Genomic DNA, 17,210 nt, shown 5'->3' on the forward strand with positions numbered 1-17,210 from the left:
GGGATGTCGATGGTCCACTCCCGGGCGATCCGGCCGGGCCGGGACGAGAGCAGCACCACGCGCCCGGCCAGCCGCACGGCCTCGCGCACGTTGTGCGTGACGAACAGGACCGACAGCTTCGTTTCCCGCCAAATGCGAGACAGCTCGTCGTGGAGCACGTCCCGGGTGATGGCGTCGAGTGCGGCGAACGGCTCGTCCATCAGCAGCAGGTCGCTGGCCTGGGCGAGTGCCCGGGCCATGGCGACGCGCTGGCGCATGCCGCCGGACAGTTCGTGGACGCGCTTGCCGTACGAGCCGCCGAGCCGGACGAGCTCCAGGAGCCGTTCGGCCTCGGTGCGGCGCTCGGCCTTCGGCACTCCGCGCAGCTTCAGGGCGAGTTCGATGTTCTTGCCCGCGGACAGCCACGGGAAGAGGGCGTGCTCCTGGAACATCAGGGCGGGCCGGCCGCCGGGGGTGTCGATGGACCCGGCGGTCGGCCGGTCGAGGCCCGCGACCAGGTTGAGCAGGGTGGACTTGCCGCAGCCCGAGGCCCCCAGGAGGGTGACGAACTCGCCGGGTCGGACATTGAGCGAGATGTCGTCGAGGACGAGTTGCCCGCCGGCGGGGCCGCCGAAGGACTTCGAGACGTGCTCGATCCGGGCGGCGTGCGTCACCGCCGTACGGTTCTCGTCCTCGTACTCGGCCTTGGTCTTGGTCTTGGCGAGCGTGGTGGTCGTGGCCATGGTCGTCACCTCCTGGGAGTTCGGGCTGCTGGGCGGGCTCGGGCCTACTTCGCGCCGAGACCGGCGTCGGCGACCTCCGGCTTGCCCGCGGCCTTGAGCACCTTGTTGAGCAGCGCGAGGTCGTAGATGCCCGCCAGCTCGGGCTTCTTCAGCAGGCCGGCGTCCACCGCGTGGTCCGCCTGCGCCTGGAGCGTGGCGGCGAGCGGGTCGTCGGTGATGGTGATGGACGGCCAGGCCGCGTCGATCACCTTGGCCGAGAGCGGCTTGCCGGTCTCCTTCTTCAGCGCCGCGTTCACCGACTCCTTGGCCTTGTCCGGGTTGGCGGTGATCCACGCGTTGGTCTTCACCGTGCCGCGCAGCACGGCCTCGACGACGTCCGGGTGCTCCTTGAGGAACGCCTGCCGCACGATGATGTTCGTGATCACGAACTTCTTCTCCGGCCACAGGTCGGACTCGTCGAGCAGCACCTTCGCGCCCTCGCTGACCAGCTTCGACGCGGTCGGCTCGGGCACCCACGCCCCGTCGATGGAACCGGACTTGTAGGCGTCGGGGGTGATCTTGTTGTCCGTACGCAGCACCGAGACGTCACCCTTGCCGGACTGCGAGTCGACCTTCCAGCCCTTCTCGGAGACCCAGTGCAGGAACGCGACGTCCTGCGTGTTGCCGAGCTGCGGGGTGGCGATCCGCTTGCCCTTGACGTCGTCCAGGGTCTTGATCTTGTCCGGATTGACCACGAGCTTCACACCACCCGAGGCGGAGCCGCCGACGATGCGCAGGTTCTTGCCCTTGGACTTGGTGTAGCCGTTGATCGCGGGCGAGGGGCCGATGAAGCCGATGTCGATCGAGCCCGCGTTCAGCGCCTCGATCTCGGACGGACCGGCGTTGAAGGTCGAGGGCTTGATCGTGGTGCCGCCGAGTTCCTTCTGGAGCAGGCCCTCCTGGACGCCCACGAGCGCGGTGGCGTGGGTGAGGTTGGGGAAGTAGCCGATCCGTACCTCGCCGGCGGAGAGCTTCTTGGCGTCGGCCGCGACCTTGGGCTGCTCGTTGTTCTCGGTCGCCTGGGAGCCGTAGCCGCAGGCGGTGAGCAGGAGCGGAAGCGCTGCTGTGGCGGCGATGGTGCGCAGGGCGGTGAGTGATCTGGCGGCAGACACGAAGGTGTCCTTTCACGGAAAGGGTTTCAGGGAGTGCGGAGATGCGGGGATACGCGACGCGATGCCCTCGGGGCGGACGCCGGACCGTCGTGCGTCGACGGGCCGCGCCTCACACGGTCGGCGCGCGTTCGGGCCGGGAGCGGACGGCGGTGGCGCCGGCGGTGTTCCGCGGGGCGGGGAGGCGGATCCGCTGAACGGCCTCAGAGAGAACGGCCTCAGAGAGGCAGACAGATGGCGCTGGACGTGCGTCCGAGGTCGATGTGCCGGCGGGAGGTGAGGCGGGGGAGCGAGCGGTCTGCCTGCTTCAGCGTGTGCACAGCTACCACCACCTCCGGAATCCCTAGTTTTCCCACCTGGCTGATAGGCATAGTGGCAGAGGCGGGTTTCGGCCCCAAGAGGGATTTCGCATTGTGGACGATCGCGTTTCGTGATCCGAGACGTCGCAGGTCGGGCCAGGTCAGGTCAGGTCGGGTCAGGCGTCGGCTTTCGCCATGGCCTGGCGGCGGCCGTTCAGGTAGTGGTCGCCGATGGCGCGCAGGCGGTGGGCGGCCGGGTGGTGGGCTGTCAGGGTGCGGGCGTTGCGCCAGAAGCGGTCCAGGCCGGGGGCGTCCGTGAGCTCCAGGACTCGGGTGGTGATGTGCAGGGCCGCCCTCGTCGTGACGGTCTCGGCCATGGCGACTAGGGCGTCGACGGCCGCCGGTTCCTCCGGGTCGAGCTCCGCTCCGGCGCTCAGGGCGAGCGTCATCGCGTCCGTCGCCCTCTCGACCACGGCGGCGGCCGTCTGGGAGGCGGAGGCGAGTTCGCCGTACGTGAGGAGTAGGTCGGAGTCGTCGCCGGGCGGTCCTGGGGTGCGGCTGTTCATGCCGAGGTCGCGTGCTTCGGCGAGAGCGCCCTCGGCGGTGCCCAGGCCGACATGGCACAGGGCGAGACGGAGCGCGGGCTCGGCGAGTGCGGTGAAAGGCGCGGTCGACTCCTCGTCCTGCGGCCGGTGTCCCAGTACCTGTTGGGGAGTGACGACGACCCCGTCCATGACGACCGCACCCGCGCCGGCGACGCGCTGGCCGAGACGGTCTGAGGACGGTTCGGCGATCACTCCCTCGGCATCGGCTGGGATGCGTACGACGAGCACGTCTCCCGTCACGGCGCACACCGCGTCCACCAGGAACTGGTCGGCGACGGTCACCGCGGTGTCCACCGGGCGGCGCCCGTGCAGCACGTAGCCCGTGTCCAGCGGCGTCAGGGTGAGGTCCGGCCCGCCGGTGTCATGGGTGGAGCCGGGGGCGCGGACGGTCCCGGCCCAGAGCCACTGCTCGCATGCCGCCTCCTCTTCGAGGACGGGTGCGCTGAGGCGTGAGGCGTAGAAGCGGCCGCTCCAGGCGTGCGTGTAGTGGCGGGCGAGCATTTCGCCGAGGGAACTGTCCGCCGAGGCGACCTCCCGAATGACGGCGCACCCGGTGCGCCAGTCCGCCCCGCCGCCCGGCAGGGGCGGGGTGAGGGCCGCCAGCAGGCCGGCCTCGCGCAGCCGCGCCGTCTCGTCGACGGGTGGCTTGCCGGCCTGATCTCGGACGATGGCGTCCGTGGCGAGGTCGTCCGCCACGTCGCGGGCGATACGCAGGAGCGCGTGCCGTCGCTCGCGGCCGGACGGGAGGAAGAGAGCGGCCGGTGTCGCCGGCATGGCGCTCACCGGCAGGCCGAGGTGCGGGAAATCGGCCCGGGGGCCGGGTGGGCGGCCGTGGCACGATGGCGGGTGGTGGTGGTCATGTGCGCTACTCCCGAGGTGTGTTGAGGGCGTCGGGCGCTTGTTGCGCCACGGCCGCGATCAGATTCCCAGTTTTCCTATCGAGTTAATAGGGATATTGGGCGGGAGGTGCCTGTCGGGCAAGGGGGTGACCGAACGGTGGACGGCCGCGTCTCAGGTGCAGAGACGTGTGGCGAGGGGGAGTTCCGGGTGTCCCGTCAGGGATTGGTCCAGGCGGCCGGGTCCTGAGCCAGGGAATGCACGAAGTCGGGCAGCTCACCCGAGGCGATGTCCGCCAGCGAAACGCCCTCCAGGATCTGGCGGACGTTCGCGCGCAGGGCGACCCACAGTGGCAGCAGCGCCTGTGCGGGGCCGTTGTACGAAAGCTCCGGCGGGCGCACGCCGCGTACGGAGACCAGTGGGCCTTCGACCGCCCGCACCACATCGGCGACGGAGATGTCCTCGGCGGCCCTGGCCAGCCGGTAGCCGCCACTCGCGCCGCGCTGGCTGACCACCAGCCCGCCGCGTCGCATGTCGTTGAGGATGCCTTCGAGGAACTTGTGCGGGATCTCCTGCGCCTCGGCGATGGCCTCCGCCTTCAGGGGGCCGCCCTCGGGGGCGCCGGCGAGGAGGAGGGCGGCCCGCACCGCGTAGTCCGCCCTGGCTGAGATCCGCATGAGGGCATTATCCCTGCACGTCGCGTCGATGATCGCGGAGGGGGCCTGGAGCTTTTTCCTATGCAATCAATAGGGAAGTATTGACGTGGGCTCCTGTGCGCCTCAGGATGTCGGCATGTCCCCGTCGCAGCCGTCGCTCGTACGCCGCAGGCACGTCGACTTCCTTCGCGTCGCCAGCGCCGCCTGCCGACTCGTCTAGGGTTTCTCCCCTCCCAGGGGCCTTTCTCCTTCGACGCGCGCGGCGGCATCGCGGCCGCTGGTCTTCTCCGCGTCTTCTCTCCCTCTCTCTTCGCGACCCGATCAGGCACTGCGGGGCCGTGCGGAGCCGCCTGTCGTGCGACGACGATGACGCCGGCCGGTCGGATCCAGCACCAGGGCTCTCACCAGCGCTCTTCCTGCCCCAGCTGTTGCCGCGGAGTCGGCCCGAACCACCAACCCTGACACCAGTCGAAGGGGCTCATCGTGACCACCCCACTCCCCGCATCCCTCATCCGCCGCTCTCCCGCCCCCCGCCTCCGGCTCGTCGGGGACCATCTGCCGGGCGCCACCGCCACCGCCACCGAAGCCGGAGACGGCCGTGTCGGATACCTGATGTTCCTGCCGCCGGACATCGACCCCGTCGCGCTGCTGACCGCGCATGGTCTGCATCCCGAGATCCAGCGCCTCGCTCCGCGCCGGACCGCCCCGCCCGCACCCGCGCCGGAACCCGCGGCCGACCCCGACCCCGTGTACGCCGACCACGGCATCCGGGTCGACCAGGTCGCGCGGCGGATAGAGGTCGACGGACAGGAACTGGACCTCACCTACCTGGAGTTCGGGCTGCTCGCCCATCTGGTCTCCCACCCCCACACGGTCCACACGAGGGAAGCCCTGATCTCGGGGATCTGGGGCTACGGGCACATCGGCGACGGCCGCACCGTCGACGTTCACGTCGCCCGGGTGCGCCGAAAGCTCGGCGCCGCCTACCGGGACCGCATCGTCACGGTGCGCCGGGTCGGCTACAAGTACGTGCCCGACCTCGCATAGCACCGGACCCGGCCGGGGCGCCCCCACCGCCCCGGCCGACGGGCAACCTCAGGCCCCCACCACATCGAGCGCGGCGGCCCGCCCCGCACGGCGGGCCGCCGCTTCCGTCAGGCCGGTCAGGCCGCCACGGGCGTGTAGTGGGCGGCATCGTCGCCCTCGACGACGTAGCTGGTCGTGCCGTCGACCCCGACGGGGGCGTCTCCGGCGACCGTGACGCGGTGCAGCAGCCGCGGCTGGTCGCCGTAGTCGTCGGGGGCGTAGTGCTGGGTGATGCGGTTGTCGAACAGCACCAGGTCCCCGGCGTTCCAGGAGATCCGCACCAGGTTCTCGGGCCGGGTGACGTACGACTGGAGGAGCCCAAGGAGGGCCCGCGACTCCGCCGGCCCGAACCCGACCAGGCTCTGCGCGAACCCGCCGATGAACAGCCCCCGTTCACTGCTCTCGGGATGGACGCGCACCACCGGGTGGGCGGTGCGGTAGCGGCGTGAGACGAACTGCCTGCGGTGCTCGGCGGCCTTCTCGTTCTTCGGTTCGGCGTAGTCGTACGCGTTGGTGTGCACGGCCCAGAGCCGGTCGGCGAGCTCGCGCAGCGGCTCCGGCAGATCCTGGTACGCGGCGGCCGCGTTGGCGATCAGGGTGTTGCCGCCGTACGGCGGGACGACGAGAGCCCGCAGCGTGGACGCCTTGGGCGGCGTACGCACGAAGGTGACGTCCGTGTGCCAGTGGTTGGCGCGGATGCCCTCGTCGCCGTCCACCGGCAGGATCTGCGGTCGTCCGTCGACGGCCGGCACGGTGGGGTGGGCGCTCGTCAGCTCGCCGAAGAGGGAGGCGAAGCGGAGCTGCCCGTCGTCGTCGAGGTTCTGGTCGCGGAAGACGAGGGCCTTGTGCTCCAGCAGCGCGCCGTTGAGCGACGCGACGGTCTCCGGGGTGATATCGCCCGCCAGGTCCAGGCCGTGGATCTCGGCGCCGATACGGCCGCCGATCCGGCGGAGCCCGAAGCCGATCGGTCCCGTCGGACTGGTCGGTCCGGTCGATGCTGTGGGCGCGCCTGATGCGGTGGATGCGGTGGATGCGATGGTCATGCCAGGTCGTCCTTTCAGAAGGTGATGATCAGGGCCGGGAACGTCGGTGATGAGATCGAGCGGGTCGCCGCTCAGGCCGTCGGCCGCGGCAGGCCGTAGTGTTCGCGCAGGGTGCGGCCGCTGTACTCCGTGCGGAACAGGCCGCGGGCCTGGAGGATCGGGACCACCTGGTCGACGAAGTGGTCAAGGCCGCCTGGCAGGTACGGCGGCATGATGTTGAACCCGTCGGCCGCGCCCTGGGCGAACCACTCCTGGATTTGGTCGGCGATCTGCTCGGCGGTGCCGGCGACCACCCGGTGGCCGCGTCCGCCGCCGAGCCGCGCGATCAGCTCGCGCAGGGTGAGCCCCTCCCGCCGGGCGAGTTCGGCGACGAGCGTGAAGCGGCTCCTGTTGCCGTTGATGTCGTGCTCGGCCGGCAGCTCGGGCAGCGGGCCGTCCAGCGGCAGGCCGGTCAGGTCGGTGCCGAGCATCCCGGAGAGCTGCGCCAGGCCGTACTCGGGCACCTGGAGGTCGGTGAGCTCCTGCTCCAGGGCACGGGCCTCCGCCTCCGTCGATCCGATGACGGGGCAGATGCCGGGCAGGATCTTCACCTCGTCCTCCGCGCGCCTCTGGCGGACCACCCTGCTCTTGAGGTCCTTGTAGAACGCCTGGGCGTCGGACAGGGTCTGCTGCGCGGTGAACACCGCCTCCGCGTACCGCGCCGCGAACTCCTTGCCGTCGTCCGACGAGCCCGCCTGCACCAGCAGCGGGCGCCCCTGCGGGGAGCGGGGCACGTTCAGGGGGCCGCGCACCCGGAAGTGCGTCCCCCGGTGGTCGATGGGCCGGACCTTTTCGGTGTCGGCGTAGATGCCGCTCGCCCGGTCGAGGACGATGGCGTCGTCGGCCCAGCTGTCCCACAGCTTGACGGCGACGTCGACGAACTCCCGGGCCCGCTCGTAGCGCAGGCCGTGCTCCAGGTGTTCGGCGCGGCCGAAGTTGCGGGCCTCGTCGACGGTTCCGGACGTCACGATGTTCCAGCCGGCCCGGCCGCCGCTGAGGTGGTCGAGGGAGGCGAACGCGCGGGCCGCGGTGAACGGTTCGTTGTAGGTGGTGGAGACGGTGGCGATGAGTCCGATGTGGCGCGTGGCGGTGGCCAGCGCCGACAGGAGGGTCAGCGGCTCGAAGCCGCCCAGTGCGTTGTACCGGGCGTTGCCCCACAGGGCGAGCCCGTCGGCGAGGAACACCGAGTCGAGCAGCCCGCGCTCGGCGGTGCGGGCCAGCTCCTGGAAGTACGTCGGATCGGTGACGCGTTCCGGCGTGGTGCGGGGGTGCCGCCAGGCGGCGTCGTGGTGGCCGGCGTTCATCAGGAAGGCGTTCAGGTGCAGATGGCGGCGACGGGGCGGTGATCCGGGCATAGCAGTCTCCTCGGTGGGTGGGCGAGTACGGGGCGGCGGCGAGGCGTGGTTCAGCCGTTCGCGGGGACCCGCCAGGAGCTGAGCCGCCGCTCCAGAGCGACGAGGAGCTGGTTGAAGGCCACGCCGATCGCGGAGATCGTGATGATCCCGGCGTACATCTGCGGGATGGCGAAGTTGTACTGCGAGGCGTTGATCAGATAGCCGAGGCCCGCCTTGGCGCCGATCATCTCGGCGGCCACCAGGACCAGGATGGACACGGCTCCCGCGAGCCGGATGCCCGTGAACACCGCCGGCACCGACGCCGGGAGGATCACCTTCTGGAACAGGCGTAGGGCGGGCAGGTCCAGCGACCTGGCCAGCCGCAGCAGGGTCGCGTCCACGGTCCGTACGGCGCTGATGGTGCTGAGCAGGACCGGCCAGGTGCACGCGTACACGACGATCGAGATCTTGGACGTCTCGCCGATGCCGAGCAGCAGCACGAACACCGGCAGCAGGGCGAGGGCGGCGGTGTTGCGGAAGACTTCGAGCAGCGGCCCGAGGAGGTCCGCCACCGGCCGGTACCAGCCGATCAGCAGGCCGAGGGGCACGGCGAGCGCCACCGCGATCCCGAAACCGCTCAGCGAGCGGGTGAGGCTGGCCCGCGCGTTGTCGGCGAGCTGTCCGTCGGCGGCGAGCTGCCACCACGCCTGGGCGACCTCGCTGAACGGGGGAAGGAACGTACGGTCGACGAGGCCGAGCCGCGGCGCGGTCTCCCACAGCAGGAGCAGGGCCACGACGGCCGCCGACCTGGTGCCGGCCCTGACGAGCCCGTACGCCAGGCGGCGCCCTGCCCACCGCAACCGCCTGGGGCGTGCCGGGGCCGGGTCGGCGGTCTGCGGGAATGCCTCGGGACGGGCGGCGAGGCCGGTACCGGCCTCGGTGGTCACTGTACTCACGCGGCGGCTCCTTCCCTTTCCTCCTGCTGGGCCCTGGACACCTCGTCGCGGAGCAGGGACCAGATGTGGTGCCGGTGCCGCGCGAACTCGGGGCTGGAGCGCGGGTCGTCGCCGTCCGCAGGGGCGGGCAGATCGATCGGCACCACCTCCTTGATCCGGCCGGGCCGGGAGGTCATCACGGCCACCCGCTGCCCCAGGTGCACGGCCTCGTCGATGCCGTGCGTGATGAAGACGACCGTCTTGCCGGTGGCCTGCCAGATGCGCAGCAGTTCGTCCTGGAGCGACTCCCGCGTCTGGGCGTCCAGCGCCGCGAACGGCTCGTCCATCAGCAGCACGTCCGGGTCGTACGCCAGGCTGCGCGCGATGGCGACCCGCTGCCGCATCCCGCCCGACAGCTCGTGCGGATGCCGTCCCTCGAAGCCGCAGAGTCCCACCAGGCCCAGGAACTCCCTGGCCCGTGCCGCCCGTTCGCGCCGGGGGATGCCGATGGCCTCAAGCCCGAACTCGACGTTGCCCTGAGCCGTGCGCCAGGGCAGCAGCGCGTACTGCTGGAACACGATGCCCCGGTCGACGCCCGGCCCGGTCACGGGGGAGCCGTCGAGGAGGATGCGGCCCGACGTGGGCCGGGACAGGCCACCGAGCAGGTCGAGGAGGGACGACTTGCCGCAGCCGCTGGGCCCCACCACGACGAGGAACTCACCGGCGCCGACGGTCAGGTCGACACCGTCGAGCGCGGTGACGGCCGAGCGTGCGCCGTCCTTGCCCTTGACGGGGAACTCCTTGCACACCCCGTCGAAGACGATCTTCGCCGTATGCGTATGCGTATGCGTATGGATATGCGTATCCGAATCCGTGGCGGTCACGAGGTCACCTCCCGTTGTGGTTGAAGTCGTTGGTGTAGAGGGCGTCGAGGTGGACCCGGCCGCGGTCGACGTCCCCGCGCTGGGCCAGCCAGTCGATCCAGAGCTGGAGCTCCTTGCCCGTGATACGCCCGCCGGGCTCGGCCACGCCGTACGACCTCCAGTAGCGCAGGGCGCCGGCGTCCTCGTTCCGCTTCCGCTTCCCGACGATCTCCGTCATCCGGGCCACGACCTCGTCACGCGGGGTGGTGCGCGACCAGTCGAGTGCCCGGCCCACCGCGGTGACGAAGGTCCGCACCGTGTCCGGGTTGTGCTTGATGAAGCGTTCGGTCATGACGTACGTGCCGGCACTGAAGGAGCCCAGGAGCTCGTGGTCGGTGAACAGCGGCCGCAGCCCTCCGTTGGCGAGGGCCTTGTCCCGCAGTACCCCGCCGAGCACGGCGACGTCGATCTGCTTCTGCCGCAGGGACTGCTCGGTGTTCACAGGAGGGACGACGAGAGGCTCGACCTTGTCGGTGTCCGCGGTGGACAGGCCGCCCCGCTGGAGGTAGATGTCGAGCATGGCCTCGGAGTGCGCGCCGAGGGTGTTCATGCCGACCTTCTTGCCGATGAGGTCGCGGGCGGAGCGGATGGGGCTGTCGGTGAGGACGTAATAGCCGCTGTAGGACTCCTTGTCGGAGCCGTAGTAGCTGATGACGGCCTTGATCGGGGCGCCGCTCGCGGCCAGCTTGACCACCGCTCCGTTGAACGCGCCGCCGAAGTCGGTCTGGCCGGTGGCCGCCGACTGGATGTCCTGCGGGCCGCTGATGGTGTTGCCGACCCACTCCAGCTTCACGTCTTCCAAGTACCCGAGGTCCTGGGCGAGTTCGGCGGGAGTGACCTGGCCGGTCCAGCCCTGGTAACGGAGCGTCTTGGTGCCGCCCTTGGCGGAGCCGCCGCTGCCCGCGGCCGTGCCGCAGCCGACCGCGACGGCCGAGAGGCCGAGCAGGGCGAGGAATTGGCGTCGGTTCGTCGGGGACAACGTGCTCATCGGAACGTCCTGTTCAGAGGGGACGAGGGGCGGTGGAGAGCGCGCACGAACCCGTCCATGGCCTGGAGGAGGCAGAGGAATGCGACGGAATCGCGGCGGAGTTGAAAGCCGGCCGAGTTCCGGAGGATGTCAGAGACAGCGGAAAGGGCGGCGAAAGGCAGGGGACGTCCGGGGCGGCAGCGGCCTGTGACGTGGCCGCCGGCGGGCGTCTAACAGGCGCAGCAGACCGCACAGAGAGCGCTGGCGTGCCGCCGGAGATCGACGTGCAGCCGCGTGCTGAAGTGCGCTGACTGGTTCACGTCCATGAGGCTGGCAGCGTGAATCGGCCACGTCAATGCGAGAATCGGAGCCGTCTCATATTCTGAATTTCTCGACATACGCCCGAAGCGTGCCGTTCATTGTCCGCGTCGCGCGGTCGCCCTTTCCAGCCGGGCCCGAAAACCTGCCAGCTGGTTCCTGAGTCGCTGCAGGGGGGTGGGCGGCAGAGCACGTGCGGAGCCGCGCGCGTAGTGGCGCTCGACGTAGAACTGCCCCGCGCTGAGCACGGTGGTGACGGCGATGTACCAGAGGGTGGCCACCATCAGCAGCGGGATGACCTGGTACGTCTGGTTGTAGACCAGCTGCACCGAGTACAGCAGGTCGTGCACCGCGAGGACACTGACGATGCTGGTGCCCTTCAGGGTGCCGATCAGCATGTTCCCGGCGGTCGGGACGATGGAGCGCATCGCCTGCGGGATGACGATCCGGCGCAGGGTGCGCGGCCTGCCGATGCCGAGAGCCTGGGCGGCCTCCGTCTGGCCGGAGTCCACCGAGAGGATGCCGCCGCGCACCACCTCGGCGGCGTAGGCGGCTTCGTGCAGGGTCAGGCCGATGACGGCCGTGAGGGTGGGGCCGAGCAGGTTGACCGTCTTGACGGTGACGAACTCGGGCCCGAAGGGGATGCCGAGTCCGAGCGTCGGATAGAGGGCGCCGATGTTGAACCAGAACAGCAGCTGCACCAGCAGCGGGGTGGACCGGAAGATCCACACATAGCCCCAACTCAGCGCGCGGAGCACAGGGTTGGCGGACAGGCGCAGCACGGCCAACGGGATGCCGAGCAGGAAGCCGAGCACCATCACCACACCGGTCAGCCAGAGGGTGAGCAGCAGGCCGTCGAGTACGGCGGCGGTGGTGAAGTACCGGCCGACCACCTCCCACTGGAAGGCGCTGTTGCGGACGACGGAGCGGACCGCCATCGCGAAGACCAGCAGAGCGGCGGCGGCCGTCAGCCAGCGGCCGGCGTGTCGGCGCGGCACGATCCGCGGGGGATCGGCCTCGGGGCCTCGGCCGTCGGAGGCGCTCAGGCGTGGTGCGGGCGGGACGGACGCGGGGACGCGGGCGGGATCGTAGATGTCGGACGGTGAAGCCATCAGAAGGCTCTCCAGGTGAGGGAGGCGCGCGGGCGGAGGTGTCCACCCGGCGGGTGCACGTGCGTGGACTCCGGGCAGACGCGGTGCGGGGCACCGGGTGGTGGCCGGTTTCCGGCGTCGTCACGCTCGCCGCGTCCCTCAACGCGGCCGGTACGGCTGCCGCGCGCGGCGGAGCCGGTCCGGCCTCGATCGTACGGGCGCACCGCGCGCAGGTGTCAACCGCACCACGCCCGGGAGTCGCCCGACACCGGTCCGGTATCCGGGCCGTGGTTGACGAGAGGCGCGATGTGATGCTCAATTGGGCGCATGAATGCCGAGCAGCGGCTGGTCACGCGCGATCACATCGACTTCGGTCGGGTGTGGTCCGCGGCGTGTTGCGCCTGACGCGGCAGCGGGCCGTCTGACCGGCCCTTCCCTCCCTCGGTGGCCCCGTCGCGGGCCGAGTTCGTCCTTTCGCGGCACCGTCCTGCACACCGCGCGCTCGGCACACGCCGAGTCCGCGTGCGGGCGGCCCTGCGGGACCTGACGCGCGCTGCCGCCGCCCTCCCTCGCCCGAGGCCCTGAACCCGCCCCTGCCCCGGCGTCGTCACACCTGCTCCCCCCGATTCCCCGCCCCCTGAAGCGCCGTCGCGCCGGCCGCGCCGAAGGGCTGCCCTGCTCCGCCGTGCCCGGCCCGCGCCACCACATCACGGCACGGACCCGAGGACTTGAGGAAAGGCCATCTCCCATGCCCGTGGAGTTCCTTGGCATCGCCGCCACCAACGACGGATCCGAATCCACCCCGCGCTCCGGCGCCGCCTTCGACAAGGAGTACACGCTCCGGCTCGCCCGGGCGCACGAGGACCACGGCTGGGACCGGGTGCTGTTCGCCTACGGCTCCGGGGCGCCCGACCCCGCCCCGGCCGCCGCCTACGTCGCGAGCCGACTGGAGAGGCTCCAGATCCTGCTCGCCCACCGGCCCAACGTCTCGTATCCCACCTTCGCCGCGAAGACCTTCGCCACCCTCGACCAGATCAGCGACGGCCGGCTGACCGTGCACTTCATCACCGGCGGCAACGACCACGAGCAGGCCCGCGAGGGCGACACCCTCACCAAGGACGAGCGCTACGCGCGGACCCGCGAATACATCGGCATCGTCAAGAAGATCTGGACCACGCACGAGCCCTTCGACCACGAGGGAGACCACTACCGCTTCCACGACTTCGTCAGCGACGTCTTCCCGGTCCAACAGCCCCGCCCCGGAGTGTCGTTCGGCGGGTCGTCGCCCGCCGCGTACGCCGCCGGCGGCGCCGAGGCGGACATCTACTGCCTGTGGGGCGAGCCCCTGGCCAGGACCGCCGAGCAGATCGAGGCCGTGGAGGCCGCCGCGAAGGCGGCGGGCCGCACCGAGGCGCCCCGTATCCAGGTGGCGTTCCGGCCGATCATCGCCCCGACCGAGGAGCTGGCCTGGGAGAAGGCCCAACGCACCGTCGGCGCGATCCGGAAGCGGCGCGAGGCGGGTCTCGTACGACACCACCGCAGAGGCACCCAGGGGAACCCGGAGAACACGGGCTCGCAGCGGCTGCTCGCCATCGCCGAGGCGGGGGAGCGCTACGACCGCGCCCTGTGGACCCCGACCGCAGCGGCCACCGGCGGGGCGGGCAACTCGAACGCCCTGGTCGGCACCCCGGAAACGGTCGCCCAGGCGCTGCTCGACTACTACGACCTCGGCGTCGACATCCTCTCCGCCCGCGGCTACGACCTCCTGGACGACGCCATCGACTTCGGCCGCTACGTGATCCCGATCGTCCGCGAAGAGGTCGCCAGGCGCGACGCCGAACGGGCGGCACGCGGCACCCTCGCGGCGGTGAACGGATGACGTCCGCCGCAGAACTGACGGTGATTCACGTCCCTGTCTCCGATCCCCGAGTACGGCCCCTGCTGCGGGAACTCGGCGACGAGTACTCCCGGCGCTACGGCAAGGACGCACACGCCGAGATCTCCCGCTACCCCGACGAGGAGTTCACCGTCCCGCACGGCGGCATCCTGCTCCTGCTCCTCGAACACGGCGAGCCGGTCGCGGGCGGCGCGTTCCGCCGGTACGACGCGAGCACGGCCGAGTTGAAACGGATCTGGACGCACTCCGCCCACCGGCGGCGGGGCCTCGCCCGCCGTGTCGTCGCCGAACTGGAGCACCAGGCGCGCGCCCGCGGCTACCGGCGGATCTACCTGACCACCGGCCCGCGCCAGCCCGAGGCCCGCGGTCTGTACCTGGCCACCGGCTACGCCCCGCTGTTCGACACGGAGGCCGACCCGGAGACCATCGGCCCGCTGCCCTTCGAGAAGCACCTGCCGACAACCGCGACACACCAAGGAGAGGCGGCACATCTGTGAGCGCCCATGACAGCGGAACACGTCTGCGTCGTCCGCGCCGCCTGCGCATCGCCACCGCGCTGCTGCCCGTACTGGTACTCACCGCCTGCGGATCCGACGGCACCTCCGGCACCACGCCGGCGGGTGCTCAGGCATCCCCGGCGCCGACCGACGACCCGGTCGCCCCCGTCAGGAAGGTCGATACCGTCGCCGCCCTGCTGCCCGCCGACGTACGCCAGGGCGGCACGCTGCGGATCGGCAGCTCGATCGGATTCCCGCCCGGCGCGTACTACCCGAACGGCCAGGACAAGCCGCCCGCCGGCCAGGACATCGACATCGCCGACGCGGTGGCCAAGGTTCTGGGCGTGAAGCTGGAGCGGCAGGACGCCTCCTTCGAAACCATCCTGCCCGCCCTCGGCAGCGGCAAGTACGACGTCGGCACCGGGAACTTCGGCGTCACCACCGAACGCCTGAAGACCGTCGACTTCGTCACCTACATCAACGACGGCCAGGGCTTCGCGGTGAAGAAGGGCAACCCCACACTCACGACGAAGGTCACCGCCCTCACCCAGCTGTGCGGGCTGACCATCGGCACCGGCGCCGGCACCACCTTCGAGGCGACCCTGACCGCGAAGCAGGGGGTGTGCGCCGAGGCCGGCAAGAAGCCGTACGACGTCAAGGTCTACTCGGAGAACGGGGCGACTCTCACCGCGCTCCAGCAGGGCCGGATCGACGTCGTCATGTCGACCATCAACGGCCTGCGCTACCAGGCGGCACAGCCTGCCGCCCAGACCGCCTTCCTCGGCGAGTACCACCGCCTCGACGTCGGCTTCGCCTTCAAGAAGGGCTCCCCGCTCGCCAAGGCGTTCCAGGCCGCCGTCAACGAGCTGATCAAGGACGGCACGTACGCCCGGATCCTCAAGAAGTGGGGCACCACCGCCTCCGCGATCGACACGTCTCGGGTCAACCCGCCCGAGCACACGTAACGACCACACAGGAATACCACGATGGCTCTCACCACAGGCTCAGCCTCCGCGCCACCCGGCGCGGCCTCGCCGGGCGCCGGCCCCGAGACACGGCCCGCCCCGGACGACCCGGCCTCGCTCAAGGTCGTCCCCGCCCGCCACTACGCCCGCTGGGCGGCGGCCGTCGTCGTGATCGTGCTGGTCGCCCAGTTCGTGCACGGGCTGGCCACCAACCCGGTCTGGGAGTGGGGCGTCTTCCGCGCCTACTTCCTGTCCGAGACGATCGTCCAGGCGGTGTGGGTGACCCTGCAGCTCACCGCGTACGCCACCGTCCTCGGCTTCCTCCTCGGCACCGTCCTGGCCTTCATGAGGCTGTCGCGCAGCCCGGTCCTGCAGACCGTCGCCTGGTCCTACATCTGGATCTTCCGGTCGATCCCGATGATCGTCCAACTGGTGTTCTGGTTCAACCTGAGTGCGCTGTACCAGGAGTTGGGCGTCGGCATCCCCTTCGGTCCGGTGTTCTGGTCCGTCGACAGCAACAGCCTCATCGGCACCATCGGCGCCGCCGTGATCGGCCTGACGCTCCATCAGGCAGCTTATGCCGCCGAGATCGTGCGCGGCGGCGTCATCGCCGTCGACCACGGGCAGCTGGAGGCCGCTGCCGCACTCGGCATCCCCCGGCTGCGGCAGATCCGCCGGATCGTGCTGCCGCAGGCGATGCGCGCCATCCTGCCCACGGCAGGGAACGAGATCATCGGCCTGCTCAAGGGCACCTCGGTGGTCTACGTGATGGCCATCGGCGAGCTCTTCTACCAGGTACAGGTGATCTACGGCCGCAACGGACGGGTGATCCCCCTGCTCCTTGTCGCCACCGCCTGGTACGTGCTTCTCACCTCTCTGCTGTCGGTCGCGCAGTACTACGTGGAGCGCCACTTCGCCCGGGGCGCCGACCGGACCCCGCCGCCCACCCCGTTCCAGCGCGCCCGCCGCCTCCTGGCAGCGCAGCGCCCGGCCGCCACCCACCACCTGACGGAGAAGACATGAACGACGTCATGGTCGACGTCCACGACGTCCACAAGAGCTTCGGCCCGCTGGAGGTGCTGCGCGGCGTCGACCTGAAGGTCCGCGCCGGTGAGGTGACCGTGATCCTCGGCCCGTCCGGCTCCGGGAAGTCCACCCTGCTGCGCACGATCAACCACCTGGAGAAGGTCAACCGCGGCTGGGTCAGCATCGACGGCGAGCTCATCGGCTACCGCCGCTCCGAAGACAAGAGAGCGGCCCGAAGGGCCTCGGTTGAGGGTGGTGGTGGGCGACGGGCGGGAAAGCTCCACGAGCTGAAGGAGAAGGACGTCCTGAAGCAGCGAACCCACATCGGGTTCGTGTTTCAGAACTTCAACCTGTTCCCGCATCTGACCGTCCTTGACAACCTCGTGGAGGCGCCGGTCTCCGCACTGCGCCGGCCGCGCAGGGAGGCGGAGGAGAACGCCCGCCGGCTCCTCGACCGGGTCGGTCTCGCCGACAAGGCCGACGCGTATCCGCGTCAGCTGTCCGGAGGCCAGCAACAGCGCGTGGCCATCGCCCGCGCGCTCGCCCTCGAACCCAAGGTGCTGCTGTTCGACGAGCCCACCTCGGCGCTCGACCCGGAACTCGTCGGCGAAGTCCTCGACGTCATCAAGGACCTGGCCCGCGCCGGCACGACCATGATCGTCGTGACGCACGAGATCGGCTTCGCCCGCGAGGTCGCCGACACCGTGGTGTTCATGGACGGCGGCGTCGTCGTGGAACAGGGCCCGCCCGCGGCCGTACTCGACGACCCGAGGTACGAGCGCACCCGCGCCTTCCTCTCCAAGGTCCTCTGACCACCCCCTC

18 protein-coding genes are annotated in these 17,210 nt (G+C 70.7%); 7 read left to right on the top strand and 11 right to left on the bottom strand.

The genetic code is table 11. The features are described 5' to 3' along the window. The 5 genes from AB0M18_RS14595 to AB0M18_RS14615 form a co-directional block, all read right to left on the bottom strand. The coding region (locus tag AB0M18_RS14595) for an ABC transporter ATP-binding protein (protein WP_365757650.1) at positions 1 to 722 on the bottom strand (722 nt) is incomplete at its 3' end. 44 nt (positions 723 to 766) lie between these two features. Continuing rightward, positions 767 to 1,873: an aliphatic sulfonate ABC transporter substrate-binding protein gene (locus AB0M18_RS14600; protein ID WP_365757652.1), complete on the bottom strand. Its 1,107-nt coding sequence runs from the start codon at positions 1,871 to 1,873 to the stop codon at positions 767 to 769. 215 nt (positions 1,874 to 2,088) lie between these two features. Further along, the gene (locus tag AB0M18_RS14605; protein WP_365757654.1) at positions 2,089 to 2,241 is read right to left on the bottom strand and encodes a putative leader peptide; all 153 of its coding nucleotides are present in this window, start codon (positions 2,239 to 2,241) and stop codon (positions 2,089 to 2,091) included. 104 nt (positions 2,242 to 2,345) lie between these two features. Next, positions 2,346 to 3,548, bottom strand: a complete 1,203-nt coding sequence (locus tag AB0M18_RS14610; protein WP_365757656.1) for an acyl-CoA dehydrogenase — start codon at positions 3,546 to 3,548, stop codon at positions 2,346 to 2,348. 281 nt (positions 3,549 to 3,829) lie between these two features. Continuing rightward, positions 3,830 to 4,288: an Rrf2 family transcriptional regulator gene (locus AB0M18_RS14615; RefSeq protein ID WP_365757658.1), complete on the bottom strand. Its 459-nt coding sequence runs from the start codon at positions 4,286 to 4,288 to the stop codon at positions 3,830 to 3,832. A gap of 115 nt (positions 4,289 to 4,403) precedes the next feature. On the opposite strand from AB0M18_RS14615, the gene AB0M18_RS14620 reads away from it, so the two are divergent. Together AB0M18_RS14620 and AB0M18_RS14625 are read left to right on the top strand one after the other, a co-directional pair. Next, positions 4,404 to 4,487, top strand: a complete 84-nt coding sequence (locus AB0M18_RS14620) for a putative leader peptide (protein WP_365758279.1) — start codon at positions 4,404 to 4,406, stop codon at positions 4,485 to 4,487. A gap of 263 nt (positions 4,488 to 4,750) precedes the next feature. Next, positions 4,751 to 5,314, top strand: coding sequence for a winged helix-turn-helix domain-containing protein (locus AB0M18_RS14625; protein ID WP_365757660.1), 564 nt, complete (start codon positions 4,751 to 4,753; stop codon positions 5,312 to 5,314). Positions 5,315 to 5,430: 116 nt separating this feature from the next. Here the strand turns inward: AB0M18_RS14625 and AB0M18_RS14630 are convergent, their stop codons facing one another. The 6 genes from AB0M18_RS14630 to AB0M18_RS14655 form a co-directional block, all read right to left on the bottom strand. Further along, complete coding sequence (locus AB0M18_RS14630; protein WP_365757662.1) at positions 5,431 to 6,396, bottom strand: TauD/TfdA family dioxygenase; 966 nt, start codon at positions 6,394 to 6,396, stop codon at positions 5,431 to 5,433. A 71-nt stretch (positions 6,397 to 6,467) separates the two neighbouring features. Further along, on the bottom strand, positions 6,468 to 7,790 hold the full coding sequence (locus AB0M18_RS14635; RefSeq protein ID WP_365757664.1) for an LLM class flavin-dependent oxidoreductase: 1,323 nt from the start codon (positions 7,788 to 7,790) through the stop codon (positions 6,468 to 6,470). 50 nt (positions 7,791 to 7,840) lie between these two features. Continuing rightward, positions 7,841 to 8,629, bottom strand: coding sequence for an ABC transporter permease (locus AB0M18_RS14640; protein ID WP_365758281.1), 789 nt, complete (start codon positions 8,627 to 8,629; stop codon positions 7,841 to 7,843). A 92-nt stretch (positions 8,630 to 8,721) separates the two neighbouring features. Continuing rightward, positions 8,722 to 9,588, bottom strand: a complete 867-nt coding sequence (locus AB0M18_RS14645) for an ABC transporter ATP-binding protein (RefSeq protein ID WP_365757666.1) — start codon at positions 9,586 to 9,588, stop codon at positions 8,722 to 8,724. 4 nt (positions 9,589 to 9,592) lie between these two features. Beyond that, positions 9,593 to 10,615, bottom strand: coding sequence for an ABC transporter substrate-binding protein (locus AB0M18_RS14650; RefSeq protein ID WP_365757668.1), 1,023 nt, complete (start codon positions 10,613 to 10,615; stop codon positions 9,593 to 9,595). A gap of 395 nt (positions 10,616 to 11,010) precedes the next feature. Beyond that, complete coding sequence (locus tag AB0M18_RS14655) at positions 11,011 to 12,024, bottom strand: amino acid ABC transporter permease (RefSeq protein WP_365757670.1); 1,014 nt, start codon at positions 12,022 to 12,024, stop codon at positions 11,011 to 11,013. 727 nt (positions 12,025 to 12,751) lie between these two features. Between AB0M18_RS14655 and AB0M18_RS14660 the strand changes: the two genes are divergently transcribed. Genes AB0M18_RS14660 through AB0M18_RS14680 form a run of 5 tightly spaced genes read left to right on the top strand, consistent with a single transcriptional unit; the run spans position 12,752 to position 17,200 of the window. After that, positions 12,752 to 13,882: an LLM class flavin-dependent oxidoreductase gene (locus AB0M18_RS14660; protein ID WP_365757672.1), complete on the top strand. Its 1,131-nt coding sequence runs from the start codon at positions 12,752 to 12,754 to the stop codon at positions 13,880 to 13,882. Further along, on the top strand, positions 13,879 to 14,397 hold the full coding sequence (locus tag AB0M18_RS14665; protein WP_365757674.1) for a GNAT family N-acetyltransferase: 519 nt from the start codon (positions 13,879 to 13,881) through the stop codon (positions 14,395 to 14,397). The genes AB0M18_RS14660 and AB0M18_RS14665 overlap by 4 nt, the downstream gene beginning before the upstream one ends. A 41-nt stretch (positions 14,398 to 14,438) precedes the next feature. Further along, positions 14,439 to 15,362 (top strand): ABC transporter substrate-binding protein, encoded by a 924-nt coding sequence (locus tag AB0M18_RS14670; protein ID WP_365758283.1) that lies wholly within the window; start codon positions 14,439 to 14,441, stop codon positions 15,360 to 15,362. 21 nt (positions 15,363 to 15,383) lie between these two features. Further along, positions 15,384 to 16,385: an amino acid ABC transporter permease gene (locus tag AB0M18_RS14675; protein ID WP_365757676.1), complete on the top strand. Its 1,002-nt coding sequence runs from the start codon at positions 15,384 to 15,386 to the stop codon at positions 16,383 to 16,385. Continuing rightward, positions 16,382 to 17,200: an amino acid ABC transporter ATP-binding protein gene (locus AB0M18_RS14680; RefSeq protein ID WP_365757678.1), complete on the top strand. Its 819-nt coding sequence runs from the start codon at positions 16,382 to 16,384 to the stop codon at positions 17,198 to 17,200. The genes AB0M18_RS14675 and AB0M18_RS14680 overlap by 4 nt, the downstream gene beginning before the upstream one ends. The last annotated feature ends 10 nt before the right edge of the window (positions 17,201 to 17,210 follow it).

The sequence above is a fragment of the Streptomyces sp. NPDC051909 genome (assembly GCF_040681095.1).
In the GTDB taxonomy this organism is placed as follows: Bacteria; Actinomycetota; Actinomycetes; order Streptomycetales; family Streptomycetaceae; genus Streptomyces.

Bases quoted from the DNA above. Each gene is read 5' to 3' on its own strand.
- AB0M18_RS14610 (WP_365757656.1), bottom strand. From the start codon at position 3,548: ATGCCGGCGACACCGGCCGCTCTCTTCCTCCCGTCCGGCCGCGAGCGA.
- AB0M18_RS14615 (WP_365757658.1), bottom strand. From the start codon at position 4,288: ATGCGGATCTCAGCCAGGGCGGACTACGCGGTGCGGGCCGCCCTCCTC.
- AB0M18_RS14655 (WP_365757670.1), bottom strand. From the start codon at position 12,024: ATGGCTTCACCGTCCGACATCTACGATCCCGCCCGCGTCCCCGCGTCC.
- AB0M18_RS14650 (WP_365757668.1), bottom strand. From the start codon at position 10,615: ATGAGCACGTTGTCCCCGACGAACCGACGCCAATTCCTCGCCCTGCTC.
- AB0M18_RS14630 (WP_365757662.1), bottom strand. From the start codon at position 6,396: ATGACCATCGCATCCACCGCATCCACCGCATCAGGCGCGCCCACAGCA.
- AB0M18_RS14660 (WP_365757672.1), top strand. From the start codon at position 12,752: ATGCCCGTGGAGTTCCTTGGCATCGCCGCCACCAACGACGGATCCGAA.
- AB0M18_RS14680 (WP_365757678.1), top strand. From the start codon at position 16,382: ATGAACGACGTCATGGTCGACGTCCACGACGTCCACAAGAGCTTCGGC.
- AB0M18_RS14675 (WP_365757676.1), top strand. From the start codon at position 15,384: ATGGCTCTCACCACAGGCTCAGCCTCCGCGCCACCCGGCGCGGCCTCG.
- AB0M18_RS14605 (WP_365757654.1), bottom strand. From the start codon at position 2,241: ATGCCTATCAGCCAGGTGGGAAAACTAGGGATTCCGGAGGTGGTGGTA.
- AB0M18_RS14665 (WP_365757674.1), top strand. From the start codon at position 13,879: ATGACGTCCGCCGCAGAACTGACGGTGATTCACGTCCCTGTCTCCGAT.
- AB0M18_RS14635 (WP_365757664.1), bottom strand. From the start codon at position 7,790: ATGCCCGGATCACCGCCCCGTCGCCGCCATCTGCACCTGAACGCCTTC.
- AB0M18_RS14620 (WP_365758279.1), top strand. From the start codon at position 4,404: ATGTCCCCGTCGCAGCCGTCGCTCGTACGCCGCAGGCACGTCGACTTC.